2 protein-coding genes and 1 pseudogene are annotated in these 1,912 nt (G+C 69.0%); 1 reads left to right on the forward strand and 2 read right to left on the reverse strand.

Features of this window, described 5'->3' with window-relative positions; genetic code table 11:
- Window positions 1-550: aminotransferase class III-fold pyridoxal phosphate-dependent enzyme (locus ABZ281_RS47780; RefSeq protein WP_356664942.1), on the reverse strand; the 550-nt coding region annotated here is incomplete at its 3' end.
- A 189-nt stretch (window positions 551-739) separates the two neighbouring features.
- Here ABZ281_RS47780 and ABZ281_RS47785 point away from each other — a divergent pair.
- Window positions 740-1,285 (forward strand): flavin reductase family protein, encoded by a 546-nt coding sequence (locus ABZ281_RS47785; protein WP_356664944.1) that lies wholly within the window; start codon window positions 740-742, stop codon window positions 1,283-1,285.
- Between the two features lie 18 nt (window positions 1,286-1,303).
- Here the strand turns inward: ABZ281_RS47785 and ABZ281_RS47790 are convergent.
- A pseudogene (locus ABZ281_RS47790) lies at window positions 1,304-1,693 on the reverse strand (MarR family transcriptional regulator); the annotation flags it as partial.
- Window positions 1,694-1,912 lie beyond the last annotated feature (219 nt).

The following is a 1,912-nucleotide window of genomic DNA, read 5'->3' on the forward strand; positions in this document are numbered from 1 at the left end:
GCTGCTGTCCCGACGTTCCGGACAGCAGCAGGATCTTGTGCGGGTCCAGCTCCGAGGTGAACCAACCGACCTTCACCACATGGCCGTTGACGAGTCCGGCGTCGACGGAGCCGAGCAGTTCGGAGACCCTGATGCCCCGGTCCAGTTCGGCGTGCTTCACGGCGGCTTCCACCGCTTCCGCGCCACTGTTACCGAAGATGGCGTAATAAGGCTCGTCGTCGGAGAGTTCACGCGCGATGATGCGGTTCAGTTCGGCGGCCAGCCGGTTGGCGTACGGGTGGCGCGAGAACTGGGCGTGGACCGGTGTATGTTCGGCGAGCAGTCGGCGGGCGTACGCGGTGATCTCGGGGTGGTGATGGCCGAGCAGCACCGAGCCGTAACCGCCGGCGAAGTCCACGACCGGGAACTCGGTGTTGTCGTCGTCCCGTACGTACAGCGTGTTCCCCTCGGCGCGCACGTATTCCACCGCCAGTCCCGCGGTGTCGAGTACCTGGCGCAGATAGGGCTCGGCGAGTTCGCGTTCCGCGGCTGCGGCGGAGGTCTCAGTCATGACCTCAGGGTCCGATGGACGGGTAAACATCCGGTCACTGAAAGGTCATCGGTGACGGTCGGTCACTGGAGGCCCCCCGGTTACCCGGGCATGAAGGATCCGCGAGACGCCCCGACTACGTTGATCGAGCCGGCTGCCCCTTCTCGTGCGGACGGCACTGACGTGTCCCGTGACCCATCGGAGAGTGGCATGAATTCCGCGTCCGCCGAACTCGAACACGCTGCCGTGCGTTCCGGGCACGAGCCGGTACGCCCGGACCGGCTACGCGGGGTGATGTCCCGCTTCGCCACCGGCGTCACAGTCCTCACCGTGGGCGGGGAGCATCTGCACGCCATGACGGCGAACGCCTTCAGCTCGGTCTCCCTCGACCCCCCGTCGGTGCTGTGCAGCGTGGGCCACAGCGCGGTCATGCACGGCGCGCTCACCGGCGCCGGGCGCTTCGCCGTGAACATACTCGGCGCCCACCAGGAGCCGCTCGCACGGCACTTCGCCGACAAGAGCCGCACGCTGGGTGCCGTCCAGTTCGAGCGCGTCGACTGGCGTGCCGGCGAGCACACGGGGGCGCCGCTGCTCGACGACTCCGTGGCGTGGCTGGAGTGCGAGCTGACCGAGTCGCACGCGTTCGGCGACCACACCATCTTCATCGGCACCGTGCTGGCGGCGGGCGAGGGCGCGACCGGTGATGAGCTGCTCTTCGTCAACGGCCGTTTCGGGAAGCCGGCCACCGGCTCCTGACCGCCACGCCCGACCGCCGCCGGTCCGGCGGACACGGCAGACCAGCCCGAGTTCCTCCAGGGCGCGCAGCTGGCGGGACATCGTCGCCTTGCCGACCCCGATGTAGGCGGCGAGCTCAGTGGCCCGCTGCTTCCCGCACTCGTCCAGCCGGACGAGCAGGCCGTACGCGGACGACTCCAGGTCGGGGTGGACCTCGCGGGCCATCTCACCCTGGCTGGCCCGGGCGCGCCGCAGCAGCACGGTCAGCTCGCGCTCCAGCGCCAGGAAGGCAGGCTGGTCCACACCTCTTCCGGCCGGACCGGCGTCCCGGTGTCCGTCGTCGTTGCCGCGCTCGTGCACGTCAGCCCCTGTCTCGGTCATCGCCCGGTCGTGAGAGTTCCGGTACCTGGATTTTCCGCCACCTGCCATCACCACCGCAGTTCGGCAAGTATTCCGCAGGTCAGGGCGTGCGTGTCCACAGGGCCACCACACGGTGAAGGCCCGGCCTCCCTCGCGGGAACCCGGGCCTTCCCTGTCCGGTCACGTCCTCCCCCAGTGCCTAAGGGGTCCTTTCACTATGCCCGTCCGGGTCGCGTGGTCTGGCACCGCACCTCGCCGCGTTGCCGAAAAGCCCTGGTAGCTCCGCTA

This window comes from Streptomyces sp. NPDC006265 (genome assembly GCF_040613555.1).
Lineage (GTDB): Bacteria > Actinomycetota > Actinomycetes > Streptomycetales > Streptomycetaceae > Streptomyces.

What these genes read in the sequence shown, in the direction of transcription:
- ABZ281_RS47785 (WP_356664944.1), top strand. Translation starts at nt 740, where the DNA reads ATGAATTCCGCGTCCGCCGAACTCGAACACGCTGCCGTGCGTTCCGGG.